This window comes from Mycobacterium sp. P2_H7 (genome assembly GCF_056403275.1).
The window spans coordinates 130,155-152,832 of sequence record NZ_JBFUFU010000006.1 but is presented as its reverse complement, the minus strand read 5'-3'; the positions used below and the strand labels follow the sequence as shown (position 1 = coordinate 152,832).

The following is a 22,678-nucleotide window of genomic DNA, read 5'->3' as shown; positions in this document are numbered from 1 at the left end:
CGGGTGACCGCGCTCAACGACGAAGAGTCCTATCTGATCCAGACCGTGCGAGCCTTCGTCGACCGCGAGGTCAAGCCCACGGTGCAAGAGGTCGAGCACGCCAACGAATACCCCGAGCGCTGGATCGAACAGATGAAGCAGATCGGGATCTTCGGTCTGGCGGTGCCCGAGGGTTACGGCGGCAGCCCGGTGTCGATGCCCTGCTATGCGCAGGTGACCCAGGAGTTGGCGCGGGGCTGGATGAGCCTGGCCGGGGCGATGGGTGGGCACACCGTGGTGGCCAAGTTGCTCACCCTGTTCGGCACCGAGGAACAGAAGCAGTCCTACCTGCCGAGGATGGCCACCGGCGAGGTGCGCGCGACGATGGCGCTGACCGAACCGGGCGGCGGCTCGGACTTGCAGGCGATGACGACCGTCGCGAAAGCCGAGGGCGACGATCTGGTGATCACCGGGTCCAAGACGTGGATCTCGAACGCGCGGCGCTCGGATCTGATCGCGCTGTTGTGTAAAACCGACCCGAGCGCGACACCGCAGCACAAGGGCATCTCCATTGTGCTGGTGGAACACGGCCCCGGGCTGACGGTGTCGCGGGATCTGCCCAAGCTGGGCTACAAGGGTGTGGAATCGTGTGAGCTGGCCTTCGACGAGTACAGGATCCCCGCTGCGGCGATCCTGGGCGGGCAGCCAGGCAAGGGCTTCGCGCAGATGATGAAAGGCCTGGAGACAGGACGCATCCAGGTGGCCTCGCGCGCGCTCGGGGTGGCCACCGCGGCGCTGGAGGATTCGCTGGCCTACGCCCAGCAGCGCGAGAGTTTCGGTAAGCCGATCTGGAAGCACCAGTCGATCGGCAACTATCTGGCCGATATGGCCACCAAGCTGACCGCAGCCCGCCAGCTCACCTGGTACGCCGCCGAGAAGTACGACAGTGGCGAACGCTGCGACATGGAAGCCGGGATGGCGAAGTTGTTCGCTTCTGAGACCGCGATGGAGATCGCCCTGAACGCGGTGCGCATCCATGGTGGCTACGGCTATTCCACCGAGTATGACGTGGAACGCTACTTCCGGGATGCCCCGCTGATGATCGTCGGGGAGGGTACCAACGAAATCCAACGCAACGTCATCGCCGCACAACTGGTGTCCCGCGGCGGCATCTGAGCGTTATTTGTGCGCGCTGAGCAGGAAGGCCGGGAATTTGATCCGGCCCTTGTCATCGAGAGCGTGCGTGAGCTCGAACGGTGCCTCGTCGGGAATGGCGGTGGCGTTCGCATGGATGAACGCCGGGCGGATGTCGTCGACCGTCCAGTGCTTGGACACCGCGGCCCGTAGTTCGTCCTCTGCGACCTCGTGCGGCTTCTGCTCCAGCTCGGCGGGGAAGGCGCCCTTGGCGAACACCAGCACGAAGTACGACGCCCCCGACGCCGCAGCCCTGTGCACCGCCTGCAGGTAGCCATCCCGTGCCTCGACGGGAATCGAGTGGAACAGCGTCGAGTCGATGACGGTGCTGAACCGGCCGTCGTATCCCGTGAACGACGTGATGTCCGCCTGAGCGAACGCGGCGGTGCTCAGATTGCGTTCCTGTGCTGCACGATTCGCCGCGGCGATGGCAGTCGGCGAAATATCCAGGCCGACGACGTTGTAGCCCTGCGCCGCCAGCGACAGTGACAATTCAGCGTGTCCACAGCCGGCGTCGAGCACGTCGCTGCGGACCTTTCCGCCCGCGATGAGGGCCGCCAGTTCGGGTTGCGGCTCGCCGATGTTCCACGGCGGCGGACCCTCGAAGGTGCCGTCCTGCCGGTATGCGCCGTCCCAGTCCAAAACCTCAGATGCCATGGCATCCAACGTACGCCGCGTCAGGGGGCGGGTGTCTCCCACGTATGGACGGGGGCGTTGCTGTGCATCGCCTCGCAGTACAGACGCAGCATCTCCGCCAGCGCCTCGGGTCGCGTCAGGCCGCGCTCCTGCAGGGCGTGCACCGTCGCGGTCTGCCAGGCGGCGCCGTTGCGCCCCGTCTTCGCGCGGCCCTCGATGACACCCAGATAGCGGTCCCGTACGTCGGCGGCGACGCTCCACCGGCGCAGGCCCTCGTCGGCCAGTGGGAGCAACTCGCGCAACACCAGCTCGTCGGGAGTCACCTCGCCCAGGCCCGGCCAGTACAGCCGGGCGTCCATGCCGCGTCGTGCTGCGGCGGTGAAATTATGGTGCGCCGCAGCGAAACTCATCTTCGTCCACACCGGGCGGTCCTCCTCGGACAGCGTGCGCAACAGCCCGTAGTAGAACGCCGAGTTGGCCAGCATGTCGACCACCGTCGGTCCGGCGGGTAGCACCCGGTTCTCCACCCGCAGATGAGGGCGGCCGTCGACCACGTCGTAGACCGGTCGGTTCCACCGGTAGATGGTGCCGTTGTGCAGCCGCAGTTCGGCCAGCTGCGGTGAACGCCCGGCCGCGAGCTCGGCGACCGGGTCCTCGTCGGACAGCTCGGGCAGCAACGACGGGAAATACCGGACGTTCTCCTCGAACAGATCGAAGATGGACGTGATCCAGCGTTCCCCGAACCACACCCGGGGCCGCACGCCCTGGGTCTTCAGTTCGTCGGCGCGGGTGTCGGTGGCCTGGGTGAACAGCTCGATACGGGTCTCGGCCCACAGCTCGTGTCCGAAGAAATACGGCGAATTGGCGCCCAGCGCCAACTGCGGACCGGCCAGCACCTGGGCTGCGTTCCAGTTCTTGGCGAAGTCGGCGGGCGATACCTGAAGGTGCAATTGCACACTGGTGCAGGCAGATTCGGGGGCGATATCGGCCGACTGCACCGCCAGCCGCTCCGGCCCGGCGATGTCGATGTCGATGTCCTCACCGCGGGCGGTGAAGATCGAATCGTTGAGGGCTTGATAGCGCGTCGACGGACTCATCCAGTCCGCACTCAGATGTTCGGGCATCAACGTCGGAAGGATCCCGATCATCACGATGTGCGCGCCGTCTTCGGCCGCCTTGGCCTCGGCGGCGTTCAGGCTGACCCGGACCTCTTCCTCCAGGTCCAGCGCCGCCCGACCGGGAAGCGGGCGCGGTGGGACGTTGAATTCGATGTTGTAGGCGCCCAATTCGGTTTGGTAGGCCGGGTCGGCGATGGACGCCAGGACCTCGGCATTGCGCAGGGCCGGTTGGTACGCGCTGTCGACCAGGTTGCACTCGATCTCCATGCCCGTCAGCGGCCGGTCGAACTCGAAACTGGACTGCGACAGCATGGTTTCGAAGACGTCGAGGCACAGCTGTACCTTGCGCCGGTACTCGCGGCGCTCGGCCCTGCTGAAGTCGGTCTGTGTGACGTCGTCACCCACGGGCCCGAGCCTAGCCGCGGGTGGCCACCGACACCTGAGGACCGAACAGACCTGCGCGCACGGTCACGTCCACCCCGGCGTGCGCGGCCAGTGCCCGCATGGCCGACGGGCTGTAACAGCGCAGCGAGCTGATCACCCCGTCGTGCACGAACGGGACGAACGGGGCCAGCGGCAGCATCGTCGCCAGCCGCAGCAGATGCACTGGGGACGGCGGCCGTGGTAGGTCGATGACGATCAGTTTGTCGGCCACGCGGGTGCCTTCGGCGAGTACCTGCGCCGCGAGGCCCGGCGGCAGATGGTGGAAGGACAGCGCGAACACCGCCAGGGCGAACTCGCCGTCGGCCGCGTCGATCGCGGTGGCATCCATCGCGCGCACCTGGGCGCGTGGATGATGGCCGAGGACGCCGGCGCCCATCGCCGCCACCGAGTCCGCCTCGATGTCGGTGACGGTCAGCCGTGCGGTGGGATGCTGCTCCAACACGCCGGCCGACAGTGCGCCGTGCCCGGCGCCGAGTTCCAGGATCCGCGGATCCGCGACGTCGGCGACCTCGTCCAGGACGATGCGGGCGAACTGGTCATGGTTGCCGAACACCCGTCCGGTCCAGTCCAACGCGGCGATGACGCTGCGCTTGACGCGCGGGTCCACGTCATCGCGGTCGAGGTACTCGGGCCGGTCGGTCTGTAGCAACCGGTCGACGCAGGAGGCGTCCGGCCCGCCGCGGGGCATGCTGTCGATGTCGGAGAACTTGTCGGCTGCCACGGTTTTCAGATGTTCTGGCACTTTTGCAGGAGCACCCGCAGCACGTCGTAGAACCGGGCACCGAGCAGTGCGTGGGTGCCGGTGTCGCCGATCTGCACCGTCGCGGTGATCTGGTCGGCCAGGTCGACGAGATCCTTCACCTGTGGCGTGATGTCCCCCGCGGTGACCCGTGCGGCTTGATCATGCAGGTCGCGGGACCACTTCTGGAAGTCGCCGCTGGTCGGGCCCTGGTTGGCGAACGACGGCAGGACGAACGCCGACTGCGCCATGCTGGTGGCGATCAGAGTCTGCGCCTGCCGGCAGCCCTTGCCCGAGATGTAGGTGTAGGTCACCGACGAAATGATCACGACGACAGCCAATCCCACTGCAGTCATGGCGATCTTCATGTTGCGTTCCGGGGCGTCGAACACGATCCGGCGCCACAGCACGTGCGTGCCGACGGCGACGGCGCACGCGGCGATGGTCATCAGGACGGCGCTGAGCGGCTTGCCGAACCCGGACGCCGAGTTCAGCGCCGCGGAGGTGGCGATCGCGGTGAGCAGCACCAGCATGTACAGCCACATGCCACGCCGGCGCTCGGTGGCGTCGGCGTCACGGAAGCTGACGCCGAGCACACCGCCGAGTCCGGTGAGAACGGCCACGATCACGGGGATCGCGTAGCCGGTGAGATCGTCGATATTCATCGTCCGGAGATGCTATCGAGGCGGCTCTTCACCTCGTCGGGCAGTTCGATCTCGGCGACCGCCAGATTCTGCTCCAGATGGGACACCGAGGAGGTACCCGGGATCAGCAGTACGTGCGGTGACACCGACAGCGTCCACGCCAGCACGATCTGGGCCGGGGTGCGGCCGAGATCGGCGGCGGCGTGGGTGACGATTTCGTTGTTCAGCACCGGGTTCTGCGGATTGAAGCCCGATCCCAGCGGGAAGAACGGCACGAACGCGATGCCGTGCTCGAAACACAGGTCGAGCACGGGCTGGGCAGTGCGGTCCAACAGGTTGAAAGCGTTCTGCACACAGGCGATCTCGGTGCGCTCCAGCGCGAACTTGAGGTGATCGAGCCCGATGTTGCTCAGGCCGATCCCCGAGATGAGGCCCTCGTCGCGCGCGGTGATCATCGCGTCGAGCTGAGGGCCTAAAGTCTGCGGATCCAGCGTGGCGATCTCGTCGGGCGCGTCGCCCGGCGGCATGATCCGCAGGTTGACCGCGGCCAGCCGATCGATCTGAAGGGCACGCAGGTTGTCCTCGATGCCCCGCCGGAGCTCGTCGGGTTGGTCGTAGGGCAACCAGCCGCCCCGGGCGTCGCGGCGGGCCCCGACCTTGCTGACCAGGGCCAGGTCGGCCGGGTAGGGATGCAGGGCTTCGTGGATGAGTTCGTTGGCGACGTCGGGGCCGTAGTACTGGGAGGTGTCGATGTGATTGACGCCCAGGGCGACGGCGCGATGCAGTACGGCGAGTGCCTGATCGCGGTCCTTTGGTGGGCCGAAGACGCCGGGGCCGGGCAATTGCATTGCGCCGAATCCGATGCGCGCGACGTCGAACGGACCGAGCGGGTGGGTCTGCATACCCCTCAGGTTATGCAGACCCACCGTCGGAGTCACTCCTCGCCGAGGATCTGGTAGACCTCGCGGCGGGCGTTGTTGACGATGTCGAGGATGCGCTGCTGCTGCTCGTCGCCGGTGGTGTGCACCGCTTGGGCGACGGCACCGAACAGTTGGCCGAGCGCGGCACGCAGGTTCACCGCGTTGGGGTCGGCATCTTCGGTGATGGCGTCCCACGGTGCGGTCTCGATCTTCTCGGCGGCGGCACGGCCCTCGTCGGTCAGCTCGAAAGTCTTCTTGCTGCCTTCACTTTGGGCGGGGGTGATCAGGCCTTCGTCGACCAGCAGCTGAAGCGTGGGGTAGACCGAGCCGGGGCTCGGCTTCCACAGATCGTTGCTGCGGGTGGCGATCTCCTGGGTCATCTCGTACCCGTGCATGGGCCGCTCGGAGAGCAGCGTGAGGATCGCGGCACGCACGTCGCCGCGCTTACCTCGACCGCCGCCGCGTCCGCCACGGCCACCGCGGCTTCGTCCTCTGGGGCCACCAGGGCCGAATCCCGGACCGAAACCCGGTCCGAAGGACGGCCCGAAACCGGGACCGAAGCCGCCGCGTCCGAAGCCGGGGCCGAACGGACCCTGCGGACCGCCGTGTTCGCGGATCTGGTCCCTGAAGTCGCGGCGTGCCTGGCGACGATGCTCGTGCAGGCCGCGTCGGTCACCGGGACCGAAACCGCCGGGACCGAAACCGCCGGGACCGAAGCCCGGTCCGAAGCCGAAGGGCTGATTGGGGGGTGTGAATGGGGTGTTCATGTCTGTGTCTTTTCTCTGGCGGGAAGCGCCGTGTGCGCTTCCGATGCAGTAACGATATATCGGAAACTATCGCGATGCAACCACGAGTTATCAAGTTCGATCGACGATGGCGTTGACCAGCCATTCGGCCCACTCGGCCTGCATGGCGTTGTAGCGCAGCCCGTGTTCCAGGGCGGCCAATCCGTAGAAGGACTCGTCGGAGTCGTCCCAGTGCAGCTGCGCGCGCAGCGCCTCCAGGCGGCCGATCTCCGTACGGGCGTGGTCGGCCAGCGCTTGGACGTGCCCGGCGGCGCCGTCGCGGGGTAGCTCGCCGAGCAGGAAGATGCGCAGTTGTCCGGGGCTGCGATACGGCGGGTCGTCCTGGGGGCTGACCAGCCAACGGCGTAGTTCCTCGCGTCCGGAATCGGTGGCGCGGTACACCTTTCGGCCGCGCGGACCAGTATCGGCCACCTCGATCAGGCCGGCTGCGGCCAGCTTGTTCAGCTCGCCGTAGAGCTGACTCTGGGTCGCCGGCCACACATTGGCCATCGACTTCTCGAATCGTCTGAGTAGGTCGTATCCGCTGCCGGGGTGCTGGACCAGGAGGCCCAGCGCGGCGATTCGCAAGCTCATCCACGAATTCTACATTCCACTATTGACATGTCACTAGTGGAATGTCAGGGTTGCGCTATGACTCAGCCCACCGCATCCACCGGACTGCCCACCACCGGTGACTTCTTCCGCCGGGAGAACTACGCGCCCGTCGCCGACGAACTCACCGAGTACGACCTGCCCGTCGACGGCGTCATCCCACCCGAACTCGACGGCTGGTACCTGCGCAACGGCCCCAATCCACGCCAGGAATCGGCGCACTGGTTCATCGGCGACGGCATGATCCACGGCGTGCGCGTCGAGGGCGGCGCGGCCAAGTGGTACCGCAACCGCTGGGTGCGCACCGACAGCTTCAAGGAGGATTTCCCGCTGTACAACAGCGACGGCACCCGCAATCTGCGCGCCGCGTCGTCGAACACCCACGTCATCAACCATGCGGGAAAGACGCTTGCGCTGGTCGAATCGTCGTTTCCCTACGAAATCACCGACGAACTGGAGACCGTCGGCGCCTACGACTTCGGCGGCAAGCTCAACGATTCGATGACCGCGCACCCCAAGATCTGCCCCACCACCGGCGAATTGCACTTCTTCGGCTACGGCAGCATCTTCGCCCCGCACGTCACCTATCACCGCGCCGATGCTGCCGGTGAGCTCATCATCAACCGGCCCATCGAGGTCGGCGCACTGACGATGATGCACGACTTCGCCTTGACCGCAGAGCATGTCGTCTTCCTGGACCTGCCCATCGTCTTCGATATGGACATCGCGGTCAGCGGGGAACGGGACATGCCCTACCGCTGGAGCGACTCCTATGGAGCCCGACTGGGCGTGCTACGCCGCAGCGACCCTTTCGGTGACATCCGCTGGTTCGAGATCGACCCGTGCTACATCTTCCACGTCGCCAACGCCCATGACGACGGTGATTCGATTGTGCTGCATGCGGTCCGGTACCCGGAGCTGTGGCGTCGAGCCGGCGACTTCGACACCGACGGGGTGCTGTGGGAATGGCGGATCGACCTTGCGGGAGGCACCGTGCGCGATCGCCAGCTCGACGACAACGGGGTGGAGTTCCCACGTATCGATGACCGGCTGGCCGGTCTGCCGGCCCGCTATTCGGTGGCAGTCGGCGAAAACGGCTGGCTCCGTTACGACCTGAGCACCGGAACTTCGGTGCGACATGATCTGGGGACCGGCGGCGCGGGGGAGGCGGTGTTCGTGCCCGGCGCCGGACCGGCCGACGAGAACAACGGGTGGTACCTGGGCTACGTGTACGACCCGGAGCGAGACGGTAGCGACCTGGTGATCGTGGACGCCTCCGATTTCGGGGGCGACCCCGTCGCCAGGATCCATCTGCCGCAGCGCGTTCCCTATGGCTTTCACGGGAACTGGATCGGCGCCTGATTTCCCAGCCGAATGCCAGCCCATCCGGACTAGGGTGTCCGGATGGGTGTCAAGTGGCTCGATGAGCCGGAAGAGCACGACTACGACGCGGCCGCCGACTATCTCAGCATGCTGGCGGAACCCGCGGTGGTGGCTGCCACGGTCGAGGCGCTGAAACAGGCAAAACCCTTGCAGCGTGCGGCCAAAGACATCCTGCGGGCCGCGCAACTCGCCCTGCTCCCGGACAACAACCAGCACGTCCGCAACGACCTCGCGAAGATCAGCGACGGCAAGCGGCTGTCCCCGATCCTGTTGGTGCGCGGTCGGTATGCCCAGAACGTGCCGATGCAGATCGCCGACGGCTATCACCGGGTGTGCGCGAGCTACCTCACCGACGAGAACACGCCCATTCCGTGCCGGCTGGTGTCGTGGCAGCAGTAGTCGCGCGATGACGGGTTTCGGATTCGACACCTTGGCGTTGCTGGCGATCATCGGGCTGGCCGGTCCCGCGCTGGCCGCCATCCCGCGATTGCGCCTGCCGGTCGTCGTCGGTGAACTGGTGGCCGGGATCGTCATCGGCAGAACCGGGTTCGGCATCGTCGACGACACCGATGCGACCTTCAAGCTGTTGGCCAACATCGGCTTCGCGTTGGTGATGTTCATCGTCGGAACGCATGTGCCCGTGCGCGATACCGCGTTGCGAGGCGCGCTGGGCATGGCGGCGCTGCGGGCGGTGGCCGTCGGAGCGGTGGCCGCGTTGCTGGGCGTGGCGATCGCGTCGGCATTCGGCACCGGGCACGCCCTGCTGTACGCGGTGCTGATGGCATCCTCGTCGGCGGCACTGGCCTTGCCGGTGATCGACTCCCTCGGGCTGACCGGGCCGCCGGTGCTCTCGGTGACGGCGCAGATCGCGATCGCCGATGCTGCCTCGATTGTTTTGCTGCCCTTGGTGATCGACCCCAGTCATGCCGCGCGGGCGGCGCTGGGTGCGTCGGCGATCGCTATCGCCGCGGTGGTGATGTTCGTCGTGCTGCGCCATTTCGAGCACAGCGGCACCCGTAAACGACTACACCACTACTCCGAGGATCATCGGCTGGCGCTGGAGCTGCGGATCAGTCTGATCCTCCTGTTCGGTCTGGGGGCTCTGGCGATCGCCACGCATGTGTCGATCATGCTGGCGGGCTTCGCGCTCGGCCTGGTGATCTCAGCGATCGGTGAGCCGCGCCGGCTGGCCCGCCAGTTGTTCGGCATCACCGAGGGTTTCTTCGCGCCGCTGTTCTTCGTATGGCTCGGCGCGTCCCTGCAGGTGCGTGAACTTGCCGACCATCCCCAATTCATCGGCCTCGGAGTGGCATTGGGGGTCGGCGCCGTCGCCGCCCACACCACGGGCAGGCTGTTCGGGCAGCCGCTGGCGCTGAGTGTGCTGGCGGCCGCCCAACTCGGGGTCCCGGTCGCGGCGGCCACGCTGGGTACCGAGCAGAACCTGCTCGCGCCGGGCGAACCGGCGGCGCTCATCCTCGGTGCGCTGATCGCCATCGCCGCGACGTCGGCAGCCGGTGCCGTCGCCAAGCGGCGTCAGGCGGGCGCCGCGCCGGCCACCTGATCGGCGGTGTGGGCCTCGCGGTACGCGGCCGGACTCATCCCGTACGCGCGTTTGAATGCCGTGCTGAGGGCGAACGGTGTGCCGTAGCCGACGTGATCGGCGACCGCGGCGATGGTCCGGTCACCGGACCGGAGCAGATCGGCGGCCAACGCCAGACGCCAGCCGGTGAGAAAGGCGATGGGCGGTTCGCCGACCAGGTCGGTGAACCGGCGGGCCAGCACGGCACGCGAGGCACCCACCGCCGCGGCGAGATTCGCCACGGTCCAGGCGTGTCGGGGATGGTGGTGGATCAGCCGCAACGCCGGGCCGACGATCGCGTCGTCGGCGGCGCCCCACCACGGCGGGGCTTCGCCTTCGCCGTCGAACCAGCTGCGCAAGGTGTCGATCAGCATCAGATCCAGTAAGCGGTCCAGATACACCTCCTGTCCCACGCGCTCACATCCGGCCTCCGCCGCGAGCAATCCGATCAGCGTGGCGGGCCTGTCTGGGTGCACGACGAGCACCGGGGGTAGAGCCCTCAGCAGCCGGGAGCTGACCTCGCTGCGACCCTCGTAGGCGCCGATGACGACACCGTCGGCACCCGCGGCGCTGTTGCCCCAGGTGCGCACACCCACGCTGAGCGCGAAGCGCATGTCCTCGCCCGCAAGGGTGGTGCAGCGCTGGCCCGGGTGGATGACCAATTGTGGCGCGACTTCGGGGGAGCAGGCGAAAAGGTAGTGGCACGCCCCGCTCGCGAGCGCGATATCGCCTGGGGACAAGGGGAATTCGTCACCTTCGTCGGTCACGATCACCGAGCTTCCCGCGGTCTGACAGATCAGTGTCAGGGCGCCGTCCTGGATCCGCATCGACCACGGGGGATCCAGCGACAGGCGCAGGACGAAGGCTCCGCGAGCCCGTACCCCGTCGAGCAACCCCGAGAGCGCGTCCATATCGGCGGACCCTACTGCCGGGCGTGGACGCGCTCAGGCACATCTCAGCATATGGACAGTTGCGGTACGCGGTGGGTGAGGCGACGACCCGCGCCGGGCTACGCGGCGGACCCTGACGACATTTCGTTGCTGATTGTCCAATCGCTCGACAGATAACGTGTGAATGACTCTTCGCCAGGGAATGTGCCCCACCTCATGACCACGGGGCGATGTGGGCTCGATCACGCAGCTCAACGGTCGTCCGATGGACCTCGGGTGCGTCCGGACGCCATGTCGTGCGCAACGCTAACGACTTCACGGGGGTCGCAATTTGCCAGTTTTGTTGCGATCGAAATCAGACGAACCGATTAGCAAACCTAGGAATCCGCAGATTGGCAGATCGTGAAAATTGGCAGTGCCTGCAACTTTGCCGAAAATCCTTGCCAACAACTTACTGGCCAGTAGGTTCTCATCCGGCTGGGGGGAACCAGAGATCCTATGAAGGGATGACCCGAGGAATGTCAATGCAATCGGCCATGCGCCCCTACGTCACGGCGGGCGTCGCGCTCGTCGGAGCCAGTGTCATCGCGGTGACGCCCATCGCTGCGCACCCCAACCTGCCGCAGATGCACATGCCGCAGGTTTCGCTCACCGCCTCGTCGATCGACAACCCGATCAACGTGTTCAAACCGGTGATCGAAGATGCCGGCGGCTGGCTGAACGAGACGGTCCACACGGTGCTGGCCAACCCGTTGCCGATCCTGCGCCAGATCGTCGACAACCAGCTCTACACCGCGCGGCAGGTGCTCGACGCGGCGAAGTCGGCAGGTTCCGCGCTCGGTCAGCTCGGCGCCGGACTGCCCGCGGCGCTGAAGGCGGTGGGGGCCCAACTGGCCACCGGTGATGTCAACGGCGCCATCGACGCCCTCATCTCCGCGGGTCTGCAGCCGATCCTGAATCTGCTCAGCGCCCCGTGGACGGCCCTGCAGCCGGCACTGGAGCGGCCGCTGAAGGTCGCCCAAGCCCTGATCCCGGCGCTGTACGACGCGGGCCTGAGCATGCTGGTGGGGGTCGTCATCTCCACCGTCGGCATCGGGTTCGACACCGGCACAGAGCCTTTCCTCAAGCAGATCGTCATCAGCACACAAAAGGTGCTCAACTCGCTGAAGACGCTGAACCCGATCAACGTGATCAACGCCGTGCAGCATGGCATCGCCGATGTGCTGGAGAACGCCGTGACGCAGGCCAAGGCGTTCACCGAGGGCACTCTGCCCTACGTCGGGGCCGCGATCCTCAAGGCGCTGCGGACCGGCCTGCCCACGACGGCGGCGGCCACGACGACCGCCGCCGCGCTGCCGACCGCGACGACCGCCACCACGGTCACCCTGGCGGTCGACGCATCGGGCGCCGCTCCCGCGGCCAAGGCCGAAAAGGATTCGACGGCAACGGGATCCGCTGCCGAGGCGGACACGACGGCGCCGGCCGAGYCCGCCCCCGCCGCCGACGTCAAGGCCGCTCCCGTCGAGGCGGCCGAGCCCGCCAAGGACGCCGAGACCGCCGCGCAGGTGAAGGTCGCCGACAGCACCACCGCGACGGACACCAAGGCCACCACCGACGGTGCGGCGACCGAATCCGGTGCGTCCGCACCGAAGGACGCCGACGCGACTTCCTCGACCACGAAGGACGCCGGTACGGCCAAGGGCGGCAAGGGCACGAAGGGGACGCACGGTGCCAAGGGCAGCAAGGGGTCGGTGACCCGCGACAGCGTCAAGGCGGAGCCGGGGGCGGGCACCAAGCCCGGCGGCACCCAGGCCTCAGCGGGTTCGGCCGGCGCGTCGGAGACCGGGTCGGCCGAGTCGGCCAAGGCCGGCGCGGGCGCGAAGTCCTCGAGCGAGGGCGCGGGCAGCTCCAGCGAGTAAGCCGTACACACGATGATGGCCTCCCCCGCGCTGCGGGGGAGGCCATCGGCGGCGAGACGGTCACGTATGCAGACGAGACGATGAGCCATAGATCGTCTGAGGTGAGTGCAGTTCACTGAGGGCATGTCACACACCCCGGTCGCCGTGCTCACCGCCGCAACCACCCTCGGCAGCGCCGCCGTGGGAGGCATCTTCTACGCGTTCTCCAGCTTCGTGATGCCCGGTCTGGACCGCACCGGACCCGCCGACGCCGGCACCGCCATGCGCGGCATCAACGCCGAAGCCCAGGCCAATGCGCCCTTCTTGGCGCTGTTCTTCGGCACCACGGTGCTCGCCCTCGTGCTCGGGTCCATCGCCGTCGTGCAGTGGGGCCGGCCTGGAAGCTGGCTTCTGGTCGCAGGTGCGGTATTGGCCGTGCTGCCCGCCGTCATCACGATCGTCTTCAACGTGCCGCTCAACGACAAGCTGGACGGCGGGCAGGACTGGCAGTCCTACCTGGGCCCGTGGACGGCGTGGAACCACGTCCGCACCGTCACAGCCCTGCTGGGTGCGGCGCTCCTGCTGACCGGCGGAACGACACGCTGACGATGGCCGCCGCGGTCAGCGTGAGCACGATGGCAATTACCGCGGTCGGTGCGATCCCGGAGTCGAAAGCCGTACGCGCAGAGTCGAGTAGGAGCTCCGCGGGCGCGGCGGGAAGCTCACGGGCCACCGACGTGGCGCCGCCGATGCTCTCACCGGCCGCACCGGCCTGCTCGGCTGTCAGCCCGCTCGGAACCACCACATTGGAGCGATAGAACGCGCTGAAGATGGTGCCCAGCGTCGCGGCGCCCACCACCGCGCCCAGTTCGTATGCGGTCTCCGACACGGCAGACGCGGCACCGGCTTTGGCCGCCGGAACGGACGCCACGATGGTGTCGTTGGACACCGTCTGAGATATGCCGACGCCGAACTCCAGCACCACGAACGACGCGATGACCGCTGCGACCGTCAGGTCATGCCGGAACAGCAGGATCAGCGTGAAACCGAGTGCCACGAAGATCAACCCGACGATCATCAGCGTCTGCGGGGTGAACCGCCTGGCGGCGCGCACGACGCCCATACCCGCGATCATCGAGACCACGGCGCCGGGCAGCGTCACCAGGCCCGCGGCCAGCGGACTCAACCCGAGCACCAACTGCAGGTGCTGCGAGGTGAAGAACATGAACCCGATCAGGCCGACGATGGACAGGAAGTTGGCCAGCACGGACGAGGTGAACGGGCCGTACCGGAACAGTTCCATATCGAGCATCGGTGTGGCGCTGCGGTTCTGCCGCCGGACGAACAGCACACCCGCAGTGATGCCGACGGCGAAGGCCGCTACCGCGGCGACCGACAGGCCGTCATGGGCGGCGGTCTTGATGGCCCAGACCAACGGCAGCATGGCGACGAACGACAGCGCCACGCTGGTCAGGTCCAGCGGGCCCGGATTCGGGTCGCGCGATTCCGGTACCAGCTTGGGTGCCAGCACCAGCAGCGGCAGCAGAACGGGCACCGCCACCAAAAAGACGGCACCCCAATGGAAGTGCTGCAGCAGTGCGCCGCCGACGATGGGTCCCAAGGTGGTGCCCGCGGTGAAGCAGGAGGCCCAGATGGCGATCGCGAGCCGTCGTGCCGATGCCTCGATGAAGATGTTGCGGATCAGCGACAGCGTCGAGGGCATCAGCATGGCGCCGAACACGCCGAGTACGGCACGGGCCAGTACCAGCATCTCGGCGCTGGGCGCGAAGGCGGCGGCGACGGACACCACCATGAAGCCGGTTGCGCCGATCAGCAGCAGTTTGCGCCGGCCGAGTCGGTCGCCGAGGCTGCCCATCGCGACCAGGAGTGCCGCCAGCACAAGGGAGTACACGTCGACGATCCACAACTGGGTGGCGGCGGCCGGACGGAAATCCTCGGCGATCATGGGTAGCGCGAACGCCAGCACCGTGTTGTCGATGGCGATCAGCAAGACGGGTAGTGCGAGCACCGCGAGCGCAATCCATGCGCGGCGCGGGGTGGTGACGGGGGACTTCGACGCCTGCGCGTCGAGGCGGGTGGACATGGGACTTCCTTTAACGAGATGTGATGGTGCCCTGCGTGAGGCTGGACATGATGGCGTCGACGACCTGGTGTCGGGGGGTGCCGTCCAGTCTGATGGCGTCGTAGCCGATCAGCAGTAGCGCCCAGAACACCCGGCGGGCCCAGCCGGGCGGATAGACCGGACCGTCGGCCGTCGCACGGGCCAGCACTTCGGCGATCGCCTCATCCCCGGAGTCGAGATGGGCGGCGAGTTCGGGATCGGCCAGCAGGGCCGGGTCGGTATAGATGTAGAGCACGATGGGGCCTAGGTCGAGCTGGCTTTCCACCACGCGGCGCAGGGCCGCGTCGACGGGGCCGCAGGTCGGGTCGGCCGCGGTGATGGCCGCGGTGCTCACCTCGTGCACATGCAGGGCGACGGCACGCATGAGGTCGCCGCGCTCGGAGAAGTGCCGGTGCAGGGTGCTGCGACCGACGCCGGCCGCCTCGGCGATGTCACCGAGGGTGGCGGCCGGGTTGGTGGCGATGACCGAGATGGCGGCATCGATGATGGCCCGACGGGTCCGCCCGCGAGGGCCGCTGGTGGCCCCGTTGTCGGTCCAGGCAGGCATGGTCATGTATCAAAATATAGCAGTTTTGAGCCAAAATGGGACACACATGTCCCAAGTCCTAGCTGGGAGGCGTGAAACCGCTGCTAGGAGGGGTCGCCGGGAGAGGCGGCCCCGGCGGTAAGGGCGGCGCCCCTGGTGCGGTGGCGACGGGTTGCCCGACCTTCAGACGCTCCAATTCGCGACGGTGCCGCTCGGCGAGCACCGCGGCCAGCACCGGTTCGGGAGGTGTTCCCGGTGGTGGCGCAGGCGCGATGCGGGCCACCACCTCACCGGCGATCCGGTACGCCATCTGTTCGCGGGTCCGCGGGTCCAGCTGCGCGGCGCGGGACAGGAACTGACGTGCCATGTCGGCCTGGTCGGGTCCGAGCCCGGACAACTGCAGCGATGTCGCCCACCAGGCCAGCGCCGGTGGCATGAGTGGTGGCGGGCTCAATTTCGGTGCGCGCTCACTGATCACGATCGTGCCGGCGAACACATCGCCGATGCGCTTGGCCTTCGTGGACACCATGCTGCACAGGACGGCCGGGGCGCCGGTGAACATCCAGATCTCGATGACGCCGGCCAGCGCCCGAAAGAGCGCCTGGCGCAGACGTTCCGGACCACCGTCATCGGAGACGACACGCAACCCCAGGACCATCTTGCCCAGCGAGCGTCCCCGCGTCGCGGTCTCGAACACCACCGGATACCCGAGCAGCACCAGCACGGTGAAGATGATCAACACGGCCGCCGAGAGGGCCGAATCGAAGTCATCCAGCGTCAGCGCCCACAGCGTGACGCCCAGGACATACCCGATCAGCATCACCGTGAGGTCGATGAGCGCCGCGGCGGCGCGCACCGGCAGTTGAGCGATCGACACGTCGAGCACCACGGCATCGCCTGTCACCAACGGTTCCGGCTGCGAGCCCATGTGGGTAAACGCTACTAAAATCGGCGCGATGGATGTCGACGCGTTCGTGCTGGCCCACCGCGCGTCCTGGGATCGGCTGGAACAGCTGCTCAAACGTCGCCGCGCAATGACCGGCGCCGAGGTGGACGAACTGGTCGATCTGTACCAGCGGGTGTCCACCCACCTGTCGATGGTGCGCAGTTCCTCGGCTGATCCCGTCCTCATCGGCAGGCTGTCCGGTCTGGTCGCGCGGGCGCGCTCCGTCGTCACGGGGGCGCACGCCCCGCTGTGGAGTGAGCTCGTCCGCTTCTGGACGGTGTCCTTCCCCGTCGTCGCGTACCGATCGTGGCGGTGGTGGCTGGGGACGGCGGTGGCGTTCTTCATCGTCACCGTCATCATCGGAGGCTGGGTGGCCGGCAGTCCGGATGTCCGCGCCGCGATCGGTACGCCCGCCGAACTCGAGCAACTGATCAACCATGACTTCGCCTCGTATTACAGCGAGAACCCCGCCGGATCGTTCGGCCTGGGCGTCTGGGTGAACAACTCGTGGGTGGCGGCGCAGTGCATCGGGTTCGCCATCCTGCTGGGGATCCCGATCCCGTACATCTTGTTCCAGAACGCCCTCAACCTCGGGGTGTCCGGCGGTTTGATGTTCGGCGCAGGCAAGGGCGACGTGCTGCTGGGCCTGTTGATCCCGCACGGCCTGCTCGAGCTGACGGCGGTGTTCCTCGCTGCGGCGGTGGGAATGAGGCTGGGCTGGACGGTGATCGCTCCGGGGAACCGGCCGAGGGGCCAGGTGCTGGCGGAGCAGGGCCGCGCGGTGATCGCGGTCGCGGTGGGGCTGGTGGTGGTGCTGCTGATCTCGGGACTGATCGAGGCGTTGGTGACGCCCTCGCCGATGCCGACCTACCTGCGGATCGGCATCGGTGTGGCCGCCGAGGCGCTTTTCCTGGGCTACATCGTCTACTTCGGCGGTAAGGCGGTGCGGGCCAACGAGTCCGGTGATATCGACGACGCACCCGACGTGGTGCCGACCGGCTAGAGCTTGCCGGTGGCCTTCATCGCCAGGTAGCGGTCGGCCAGTGCCGGAGCCAACTCCTCGGGGGGAGAGTCGATGACGTCGACGCCGTGCTTGCGCAGCCGGGCCGCGATGTCTCTGCGGTCATTGCGGGACCGTTCAGCGGCCGCGGCGTCATAGACCTGCGCGGCGTCCGCCCTGCCGGCGGCCAGTTCGTCCACCCGCGGGTCGGACACGGCCGCGATCAGCACCTGGTGTCGATTGGCCAGCTGGGGTAGCACCGACATCAGACCTTCGTCGAGAGCGGAGGCGTTGAGGTCGGTGAGCAGCACCACCAGGGCCCGCCGCCGAACCCGGCGTTGCACGGCCGAAACAGTCGCGGCGGCATCGGATTCCACCAGGGCGGGCTGCAGTGGCGCCATGGCCTCCACCAGTTGCGCCAGCAGTTCGGTACGCGAGGCGTTGAACAACGCGGCCCGCGGAACACGATCATGGGCGAGGAAATCCACGTGATCACCGGCGCGGGTGGCCAACGCCGACAACAGGAGTGCGGCATCCATGGACCAGTCCAGCCGGGGCCAGCCGTTCGGGTCCGCTGACGTCGGATCGACACCGATGCGCCCGGCCGAGGTGCGGCCGGTGTCGAGCACGATCACCACCCGGCGGTCGCGTTCCGGCCGCCAGGTGCGGACCACCACGTCGGCGCGGCGGGCGGTGGCACGCCAGTCGATGGAACGCACGTCGTCACCGACGACGTATTCACGCAGCGAATCGAATTCGGTGCCCTGGCCGCGAATCAGCACCGGGACCATGCCGTCCAGTTCACGCAGCTTGGCCAGCCGGGACGGAAGATGTTTGCGCGACAGGAACGGCGGCAGGATGCGCACCGCGCCGCCGACCGAGTGGGTACGTTGTCGCCCCGCCAGCCCGAGCGGGCCCATCGCACGCACCGTGACGTGGGCGCAGTGCTGGTCGCCGCGGCGCGCGGGCGCCAATGTGGTGACCACGCGAACACGTTGTCCGGCCGGGATGTCCACCGCGGTCTCGCGGGGTGAGGCGCACGCGCTGGGCGCCCACGCGTCGCGGACCCGGCCCCGCAGGCGTCGGCCGCCGCGGTTGTGCACCACCACATCGGTGCGCACCGGCTGACCGAGCCGTGCGGCAGTGTCTCCCGACCGGCTCAGTTCCACGGCGCGCGGGTTCGCGGAGAGCATCACGTCGAGCCCCACCGCGCCGGCCAGCGCCACCGCGAGAGCGGCGAAAGTTGCTGCGGGCCAGGGCGAGAACACGACCGGCACCGAGCTGATCAGGGCGATCAGCCCGGCGCGGCCGGTCAGCACCACTAGCGGGGAACCGGGACGGAGGCCAGGATGCCATCCAGTACGCCGTCCGGGCTGGCGCCTTCGAGCTCGGCTTCGGGCCGCAGGGCGATGCGGTGCCGCAAGGTGGGCCGGGCCATCGCCTTCACATCGTCAGGGGTGACGTAGTTGCGCCCGGACAACCAGGCCCACGAGCGCGCGGTCGCCAGGAGCGCCGTCGCGCCACGCGGGGACACGCCCAGCGCAAGGGACGGCGATTGCCGCGTGGCGCCGACGACATCGACGATGTAGCCGAGCACGTCGTCGGCCACCAGTACCCGGCGTACCTCTGCGCGGCCCGCGGCCAGCTCGGCAGGCCCCGCGACGGGGCGCACCGCCGACAGATCGCGGGGATCGAAGCCACGGGCGTGGCGATCCAGGATGGTGATTTCCTGGTCCCGCGGCGGTAGCGGCACATTGAGTTTCAGCAGGAACCTGTCGAGCTGGGCCTCGGGCAGTTGGTAGGTGCCCTCGTATTCGATGGGGTTCTGCGTGGCCGCGACGATGAACGGATCGGGCAGCGGCCGCGGTTCGCCGTCGACGGTGACCTGCCGCTCCTCCATGGCCTCCAGCAGCGCGGCCTGGGTTTTGGGTGGGGTGCGGTTGATCTCGTCGGCCAGCAGCAGGTTGGTGAACACCGGTCCGGCCCGGAACGCGAATTCCGCCGTGCGCGCGTCGTATACGAGCGACCCGGTGACATCGCCGGGCATCAGGTCCGGAGTGAACTGCACCCGTTTGAACTCCAGCTGCAGAGCCGCGGCCAGGGTGCGCACCAGGAGCGTCTTGGCCACCCCGGGCACACCTTCGAGCAGCACGTGTCCCTGGCAGAGCAAGGCGATCACCAAGCCGCTGACCACGGCCTCCTGGCCCACGACGGCCTTGGCGATCTCGTTGCGCAGGGCCAGCAGCGCATCGCGTGCGGTGTCCTCGGGGGGTGGCTGACTCACGACTGAGCGACCTGCCTTTCGATGTCGTCGAGCTGGTGGGCAAGGGTGTGCAGTTCGGCATCCGAGCTCGGCACCGGGCCGAACAGGCTGTGTGCCAGGCTATTCGGATCCTGGTCCCCGCGTCGGCTGACGGCCTGGGTGACAGCGGCGTCGGTGGCCGAGGCGCCGAGGCCCAGGCGGGGGAGCAGGCGGGTCAGGGTGGCGGCGCGCAGCGCCGCGGCCGCCCGGTCCCGGGCCCGGCGGGACCGGTACAGCCGTGCGCGGCCTTCCACGGTCTCCGACGCCCGGACCACCACGGGTAGGTCCTCGGCGACCAGCGGGCCCAGCCGTCGTCCGCGCCACCACGCGATGAGCCCCACGGCGAGGCACAACTGCAGGACGGCCCAGTACACCTGGTCCGGGATCAGGTCGGTGATGGACCGCGCGCCGTCGGCCGTGCCCTCGGTGCGTTGTGGGGCGTACCAGACCACCCGGTCGCGCGCACCCGCCAGATTCATTGCCAGCGCGGCATTTCCGTCGCCGAGCAGACCCGCGTTCGTCATGAATTCGTTGCTTCCGACCACGGTCACGGTGCGACCGGCATCGGTGTAGCGGACCAGCGCCCCGTCGTAACACCGCGTCACCGAGGGGTGGTCGCCGGCGGCTTCGAAGGTGTCGCTCACCCCGAGATCCGCGCGGCCCGAACGCGTCGCCTCCGGTAGGTCGCATCCCGGCGGACCGCCGAACGGGGTGGCGCCGTCGCGGCTGATCGCCGGAGCGAGCCGTTCCCGGGTACTCGAGGTCGGGGCCACCAACAGGCGGTCGCCGGGTAGATCGGCCAGCGCCGCCAGTGTGTCGTCGCCGTAGAGGAAGAAGGTCTGCGCCATCACCAGCAGCGTGTCTGGTCGCGCCGCGCGGACGACCGCGTCGAGATCGTCGGCGACGACCACATCCACCCCGTGATCGCGAAGCAAGGTGACCAGCGCGCGGGCGCCGTCGGGCGAGGTGGAGTCGGCCTCCATCAGACCACCGGGCCGAGGTGCGGTGAGGAGGGTGGTCAGCGCCGCGACCGCGATCACGGCGGCCACGGCCAGGGCGATCCAGGTGCGCGTTCTGGTCATCGCACCGGCACCCAGTCGTCGGCCGGGGGGCTCGGTGTGTCTCCATGCGTGGCGACGGCGCGGTGCAGATGATCGTCGAGGTCCGCGATGGCCAGGTAGCCCGTGTCGGTCGCGGCCCGGGCGCCGTAGGCGACGTCATTGAAAATGGTTGCGGCTTGCCGTAATTCGTCCTTGAGACCGGGCAGCGCCGCGGCCGCGTCGTCGGCGAGTTCGGTGGCGGTGCGTCCCGGCACCGGGTCGAGCACCGCCGTCTCCTCCAGGCGGCGCGCCACGGCGCGCAGCCGGTGCTTGATGGCGGATGCCCAATCGCCTTGGGCGGCAGATTGTTCGGCCAGCGCGCGATGCTCGGCAGAGCTGAGCTCGTGGTGGTCGAACAGCGCGACGGCCCCGGCGCGCCGGGCGCGCATGGTGCGAGTGGCAACGCGTATCGCCACCACGGCAGCGACGACGAGTAGCAGGGAGAGCAGTCCGATGGTGATCCACCCGCCGGGCACCGAGGATCCGGCGTTGAATATCCGGAAGATCAGGTCGTCGAGCCAGGCGCCCAACAGGTCCGTGAGCGAGGCCTTGGGGTAGATGGGTTTGCTCAGCTCGCGTAGCGCCGCGTCATGGGCGGCGTCACTGTCGATTTCGAGTCCGGACACGTCAGGGGTGGCGAGTCAGCCAGAGGTTGTCGGCGAAGTCCGTGGCACCCACCGGACCCGCACCCGCACCGGTCCGAAGCACCAGATCGAAGGCCTCGGCCCGGATCCGGCGGTCGGTGTACTGCAGGACGACGACGCCGGCGGTGAAGGGGGCGGTGAGGATCTGCCCGATGGCGCCGCCCACGGCGACGAGTACCAACCCGAGCACCACGGCGGTGCCCGTCTCAGAGGCGAAGAGCATGACCTGGCCCCCGATGCTGAAGGGCACGGCGACCGCCCCGGCGATCATGCCCGCGACCACGGTGGCCAGCAGCCGGATGCCGAACACCCGCCAGAAGTCGTTGCGGATCAACGCGAACGACCGCCGGACGGCCGCGATGAGGGGCAGGCGTTCCAGCACCAGCAGCGGCGGGACGAAGCCGAGCATGGTGTTCAGGTACACCAGGAGGATGACCGTTGCGAGTGCCAGCGGGATGCCGACGAGGAAACCCGCCACACTGCCGCCGACGAAGACGGCGATGAGGGTGGCGCCGACGACGACCGCGATGAGCAGCACCGCGCCCAGGCCCTCCAGCACGGTGAAACCGAGGAGCGCCCAGATCCGGCTGCGCAGCCGGTGCCAGGCCGCACCGATGGTGATGCCGGAGCCGAACACCGCACGGCCGACGATGACGGTGAGCAGTCCACTGAGCACGATGCCCGACAGCCAGGTGGCCGCGGCGCCGGCCACCGTGCCGAGGGAGGACCCGATGAGCGCCGCGGCGGGGGCCTCTTCGCCCGTGTACATGGAGTCCAACTGACCGCTCGAGGCGAGCGGCGTGATCTGGAGCGCCAGTGCGAACAACTGCGCGATGACCACGACGATCGTGGTCAGTCCGAGGGTGGCCTTGGGGTTGGCCCGGATATAGGCGAACGCACCGTTGAAGATGTCGGACAGGTTGAGCGGGCGCAAGGCGATGATGCCCGGTTTGAGGTCCGGGGGCGGACCATAGCTCGGTGGGGGATAGCCGGGCGGGGGATAGCCGGGGGTGGCGCCGTATCCGGGCGGCGGACCGTATCCGTAACCCGGCTGCGGGGCGGGCCAGCCCCCAGGCGGCGGATAGGCCGGACCCCGTACGACCCCGTCGCTGTGCATGGCCACCATCCTGTCGGCGACTCGGCCGATTGACAACGTAAGTGGACCTGCGCGGGGCGTCGGCAGGCGTAGCGTCTGG

General features: G+C 68.2%; 23 protein-coding genes. 7 read left to right on the top strand and 16 right to left on the bottom strand.

Features of this window, described 5'->3' with window-relative positions; translation table 11 throughout:
• Positions 1 to 3: 3 nt before the first annotated feature.
• A complete protein-coding gene (locus AC1DY7_RS09320) occupies positions 4 to 1,155 on the top strand; it encodes an acyl-CoA dehydrogenase family protein (RefSeq protein WP_477493385.1) in 1,152 nt (383 codons plus the stop codon).
• A gap of 3 nt (positions 1,156 to 1,158) precedes the next feature.
• Here the strand turns inward: AC1DY7_RS09320 and AC1DY7_RS09315 are convergent, their stop codons facing one another.
• From AC1DY7_RS09315 to AC1DY7_RS09285, 7 genes are all read right to left on the bottom strand, one after another.
• A complete protein-coding gene (locus tag AC1DY7_RS09315; RefSeq protein WP_477493384.1) occupies positions 1,159 to 1,830 on the bottom strand; it encodes a class I SAM-dependent methyltransferase in 672 nt (223 codons plus the stop codon).
• 20 nt (positions 1,831 to 1,850) lie between these two features.
• A complete protein-coding gene (locus AC1DY7_RS09310) occupies positions 1,851 to 3,332 on the bottom strand; it encodes a glutamate-cysteine ligase family protein (protein WP_477493383.1) in 1,482 nt (493 codons plus the stop codon).
• Positions 3,333 to 3,342: 10 nt separating this feature from the next.
• The gene (locus tag AC1DY7_RS09305; protein WP_477493504.1) at positions 3,343 to 4,059 is read right to left on the bottom strand and encodes a class I SAM-dependent methyltransferase; all 717 of its coding nucleotides are present in this window, start codon (positions 4,057 to 4,059) and stop codon (positions 3,343 to 3,345) included.
• 38 nt (positions 4,060 to 4,097) lie between these two features.
• Positions 4,098 to 4,775 (bottom strand): hypothetical protein, encoded by a 678-nt coding sequence (locus AC1DY7_RS09300; RefSeq protein WP_477493382.1) that lies wholly within the window; start codon positions 4,773 to 4,775, stop codon positions 4,098 to 4,100.
• Entirely contained in the window at positions 4,772 to 5,656 is an 885-nt protein-coding gene (locus AC1DY7_RS09295; protein ID WP_477493381.1) for an oxidoreductase, read from the bottom strand. The genes AC1DY7_RS09300 and AC1DY7_RS09295 overlap by 4 nt, the downstream gene beginning before the upstream one ends.
• Before the next feature lie 32 nt (positions 5,657 to 5,688).
• Positions 5,689 to 6,441 (bottom strand): PadR family transcriptional regulator, encoded by a 753-nt coding sequence (locus tag AC1DY7_RS09290; RefSeq protein ID WP_477493380.1) that lies wholly within the window; start codon positions 6,439 to 6,441, stop codon positions 5,689 to 5,691.
• Between the two features lie 90 nt (positions 6,442 to 6,531).
• Complete coding sequence (locus AC1DY7_RS09285; protein ID WP_477493379.1) at positions 6,532 to 7,053, bottom strand: PadR family transcriptional regulator; 522 nt, start codon at positions 7,051 to 7,053, stop codon at positions 6,532 to 6,534.
• A 57-nt stretch (positions 7,054 to 7,110) separates the two neighbouring features.
• Between AC1DY7_RS09285 and AC1DY7_RS09280 the strand changes: the two genes are divergently transcribed.
• Genes AC1DY7_RS09280 through AC1DY7_RS09270 form a run of 3 tightly spaced genes read left to right on the top strand, consistent with a single transcriptional unit; the run spans position 7,111 to position 10,015 of the window.
• Positions 7,111 to 8,433, top strand: coding sequence for a carotenoid oxygenase family protein (locus AC1DY7_RS09280; RefSeq protein WP_477493378.1), 1,323 nt, complete (start codon positions 7,111 to 7,113; stop codon positions 8,431 to 8,433).
• Positions 8,434 to 8,475: 42 nt separating this feature from the next.
• Positions 8,476 to 8,853, top strand: a complete 378-nt coding sequence (locus tag AC1DY7_RS09275) for a hypothetical protein (protein ID WP_477493377.1) — start codon at positions 8,476 to 8,478, stop codon at positions 8,851 to 8,853.
• Between the two features lie 7 nt (positions 8,854 to 8,860).
• Positions 8,861 to 10,015 (top strand): cation:proton antiporter, encoded by a 1,155-nt coding sequence (locus AC1DY7_RS09270; RefSeq protein ID WP_477493376.1) that lies wholly within the window; start codon positions 8,861 to 8,863, stop codon positions 10,013 to 10,015.
• Here AC1DY7_RS09270 and AC1DY7_RS09265 read toward each other — a convergent pair.
• Positions 9,988 to 10,944: an AraC family transcriptional regulator gene (locus tag AC1DY7_RS09265; protein WP_477493375.1), complete on the bottom strand. Its 957-nt coding sequence runs from the start codon at positions 10,942 to 10,944 to the stop codon at positions 9,988 to 9,990. The two genes, AC1DY7_RS09270 and AC1DY7_RS09265, sit on opposite strands and share 28 nt — an antisense overlap.
• A 497-nt stretch (positions 10,945 to 11,441) precedes the next feature.
• On the opposite strand from AC1DY7_RS09265, the gene AC1DY7_RS09260 reads away from it, so the two are divergent.
• Positions 11,442 to 12,842 carry a hypothetical protein gene (locus AC1DY7_RS09260; RefSeq protein WP_477493374.1) on the top strand — a complete coding sequence of 467 codons (1,401 nt, stop codon included), beginning with the start codon at positions 11,442 to 11,444 and terminating at the stop codon, positions 12,840 to 12,842.
• Between the two features lie 123 nt (positions 12,843 to 12,965).
• Positions 12,966 to 13,427, top strand: coding sequence for an anthrone oxygenase family protein (locus tag AC1DY7_RS09255; RefSeq protein WP_477493373.1), 462 nt, complete (start codon positions 12,966 to 12,968; stop codon positions 13,425 to 13,427).
• Here the strand turns inward: AC1DY7_RS09255 and lfrA are convergent.
• Genes lfrA through AC1DY7_RS09240 form a run of 3 tightly spaced genes read right to left on the bottom strand, consistent with a single transcriptional unit; the run spans position 13,375 to position 16,418 of the window.
• Positions 13,375 to 14,925 carry an efflux MFS transporter LfrA gene (gene lfrA, locus AC1DY7_RS09250; protein WP_477493372.1) on the bottom strand — a complete coding sequence of 517 codons (1,551 nt, stop codon included), beginning with the start codon at positions 14,923 to 14,925 and terminating at the stop codon, positions 13,375 to 13,377. The genes AC1DY7_RS09255 and lfrA overlap by 53 nt on opposite strands.
• A 10-nt stretch (positions 14,926 to 14,935) precedes the next feature.
• Complete coding sequence (locus AC1DY7_RS09245; protein WP_477493371.1) at positions 14,936 to 15,517, bottom strand: TetR/AcrR family transcriptional regulator; 582 nt, start codon at positions 15,515 to 15,517, stop codon at positions 14,936 to 14,938.
• Between the two features lie 52 nt (positions 15,518 to 15,569).
• The gene (locus AC1DY7_RS09240; protein ID WP_477493370.1) at positions 15,570 to 16,418 is read right to left on the bottom strand and encodes an RDD family protein; all 849 of its coding nucleotides are present in this window, start codon (positions 16,416 to 16,418) and stop codon (positions 15,570 to 15,572) included.
• A gap of 28 nt (positions 16,419 to 16,446) precedes the next feature.
• On the opposite strand from AC1DY7_RS09240, the gene AC1DY7_RS09235 reads away from it, so the two are divergent.
• Positions 16,447 to 17,439, top strand: coding sequence for a stage II sporulation protein M (locus AC1DY7_RS09235; protein ID WP_477493369.1), 993 nt, complete (start codon positions 16,447 to 16,449; stop codon positions 17,437 to 17,439).
• Here AC1DY7_RS09235 and AC1DY7_RS09230 read toward each other — a convergent pair.
• The 5 genes from AC1DY7_RS09230 to AC1DY7_RS09210 are packed head-to-tail and all read right to left on the bottom strand — an operon-like array spanning position 17,436 to position 22,608.
• The gene (locus AC1DY7_RS09230; protein ID WP_477493368.1) at positions 17,436 to 18,758 is read right to left on the bottom strand and encodes a DUF58 domain-containing protein; all 1,323 of its coding nucleotides are present in this window, start codon (positions 18,756 to 18,758) and stop codon (positions 17,436 to 17,438) included. The genes AC1DY7_RS09235 and AC1DY7_RS09230 overlap by 4 nt on opposite strands.
• Positions 18,758 to 19,720, bottom strand: a complete 963-nt coding sequence (locus tag AC1DY7_RS09225) for an AAA family ATPase (RefSeq protein WP_477493367.1) — start codon at positions 19,718 to 19,720, stop codon at positions 18,758 to 18,760. The genes AC1DY7_RS09230 and AC1DY7_RS09225 overlap by 1 nt, the downstream gene beginning before the upstream one ends.
• Positions 19,717 to 20,820: a DUF4350 domain-containing protein gene (locus AC1DY7_RS09220; protein WP_477493366.1), complete on the bottom strand. Its 1,104-nt coding sequence runs from the start codon at positions 20,818 to 20,820 to the stop codon at positions 19,717 to 19,719. The genes AC1DY7_RS09225 and AC1DY7_RS09220 overlap by 4 nt, the downstream gene beginning before the upstream one ends.
• Positions 20,817 to 21,464, bottom strand: a complete 648-nt coding sequence (locus tag AC1DY7_RS09215) for a DUF4129 domain-containing protein (RefSeq protein WP_477493365.1) — start codon at positions 21,462 to 21,464, stop codon at positions 20,817 to 20,819. Before AC1DY7_RS09215 ends, AC1DY7_RS09220 begins: the two co-directional genes overlap by 4 nt.
• A 1-nt stretch (position 21,465) precedes the next feature.
• Positions 21,466 to 22,608, bottom strand: coding sequence for a hypothetical protein (locus AC1DY7_RS09210; protein ID WP_477493503.1), 1,143 nt, complete (start codon positions 22,606 to 22,608; stop codon positions 21,466 to 21,468).
• Between the last annotated feature and the right edge of the window lie 70 nt (positions 22,609 to 22,678).

Excerpts from the sequence above, each read along its gene's own strand:
- AC1DY7_RS09240 (WP_477493370.1), bottom strand. The coding sequence starts at position 16,418 with ATGGGCTCGCAGCCGGAACCGTTGGTGACAGGCGATGCCGTGGTGCTC.
- AC1DY7_RS09280 (WP_477493378.1), top strand. The coding sequence starts at position 7,111 with ATGACTCAGCCCACCGCATCCACCGGACTGCCCACCACCGGTGACTTC.
- AC1DY7_RS09290 (WP_477493380.1), bottom strand. The coding sequence starts at position 6,441 with ATGAACACCCCATTCACACCCCCCAATCAGCCCTTCGGCTTCGGACCG.
- AC1DY7_RS09295 (WP_477493381.1), bottom strand. The coding sequence starts at position 5,656 with ATGCAGACCCACCCGCTCGGTCCGTTCGACGTCGCGCGCATCGGATTC.
- AC1DY7_RS09265 (WP_477493375.1), bottom strand. The coding sequence starts at position 10,944 with ATGGACGCGCTCTCGGGGTTGCTCGACGGGGTACGGGCTCGCGGAGCC.
- AC1DY7_RS09245 (WP_477493371.1), bottom strand. The coding sequence starts at position 15,517 with ATGACCATGCCTGCCTGGACCGACAACGGGGCCACCAGCGGCCCTCGC.
- lfrA (WP_477493372.1), bottom strand. The coding sequence starts at position 14,925 with ATGTCCACCCGCCTCGACGCGCAGGCGTCGAAGTCCCCCGTCACCACC.
- AC1DY7_RS09270 (WP_477493376.1), top strand. The coding sequence starts at position 8,861 with ATGACGGGTTTCGGATTCGACACCTTGGCGTTGCTGGCGATCATCGGG.
- AC1DY7_RS09235 (WP_477493369.1), top strand. The coding sequence starts at position 16,447 with ATGGATGTCGACGCGTTCGTGCTGGCCCACCGCGCGTCCTGGGATCGG.
- AC1DY7_RS09300 (WP_477493382.1), bottom strand. The coding sequence starts at position 4,775 with ATGAATATCGACGATCTCACCGGCTACGCGATCCCCGTGATCGTGGCC.
- AC1DY7_RS09275 (WP_477493377.1), top strand. The coding sequence starts at position 8,476 with ATGGGTGTCAAGTGGCTCGATGAGCCGGAAGAGCACGACTACGACGCG.
- AC1DY7_RS09285 (WP_477493379.1), bottom strand. The coding sequence starts at position 7,053 with ATGAGCTTGCGAATCGCCGCGCTGGGCCTCCTGGTCCAGCACCCCGGC.
- AC1DY7_RS09305 (WP_477493504.1), bottom strand. The coding sequence starts at position 4,059 with ATGCCCCGCGGCGGGCCGGACGCCTCCTGCGTCGACCGGTTGCTACAG.
- AC1DY7_RS09210 (WP_477493503.1), bottom strand. The coding sequence starts at position 22,608 with ATGGTGGCCATGCACAGCGACGGGGTCGTACGGGGTCCGGCCTATCCG.
- AC1DY7_RS09220 (WP_477493366.1), bottom strand. The coding sequence starts at position 20,820 with ATGACCAGAACGCGCACCTGGATCGCCCTGGCCGTGGCCGCCGTGATC.
- AC1DY7_RS09255 (WP_477493373.1), top strand. The coding sequence starts at position 12,966 with ATGTCACACACCCCGGTCGCCGTGCTCACCGCCGCAACCACCCTCGGC.
- AC1DY7_RS09315 (WP_477493384.1), bottom strand. The coding sequence starts at position 1,830 with ATGGCATCTGAGGTTTTGGACTGGGACGGCGCATACCGGCAGGACGGC.